Annotated in this window: 1 protein-coding gene; it reads left to right on the top strand. The window is 33.9% G+C overall.

Annotated features, from left to right (window positions below; all coding sequences use genetic code 11):
• Window positions 1-266, top strand: a 266-nt coding sequence (locus NB463_RS21645; protein WP_258516033.1) for a hypothetical protein, incomplete at its 5' end; no start/stop codon positions are given.
• Between the last annotated feature and the right edge of the window lie 147 nt (window positions 267-413).

Below are 413 nucleotides of genomic sequence, written 5' to 3'. Positions count from 1 at the left end.
AAAAGGAGAAATACATGACAAGTTTAATCGGTTTTAATATTACAAAAACTTTTCCAATGATTGTAAGTGGTAATAGTTACACAATCTGGTTTGCAGAGAATGTAGATGAATTTGTGATTTTTGTATCAAATGACAGCAATGGTAAGCAAAACAAATATCACTTTGATAGAGATACAGCTTCAGATTTTAAACATTATCACGATGAAGATTTGCATAATCAGGTTTTGGATATTGTCAGAAGTGACATACAAAATGGCATTGTTTGAAGCTAGAGGGCGGATTTTTTTATAACAAAGCATTTAAGAGTGATTCCCAACGCTTGGCATTTTTCATTCCATCGTTGGGTTTAGTGTTTCCGATGGTATGGTTAAGTTTCGTGGTAGCGTTGCTCACACGTTAATTGGGCGTTATAA

The sequence above is a fragment of the Vibrio sp. RM-41-2B genome (genome assembly GCF_024744415.1).
GTDB lineage: Bacteria > Pseudomonadota > Gammaproteobacteria > Enterobacterales > Vibrionaceae > Vibrio > Vibrio diabolicus.
Note: the sequence above shows the minus strand (reverse complement) of the source record. Positions and strands in the feature narration are given on the sequence as shown.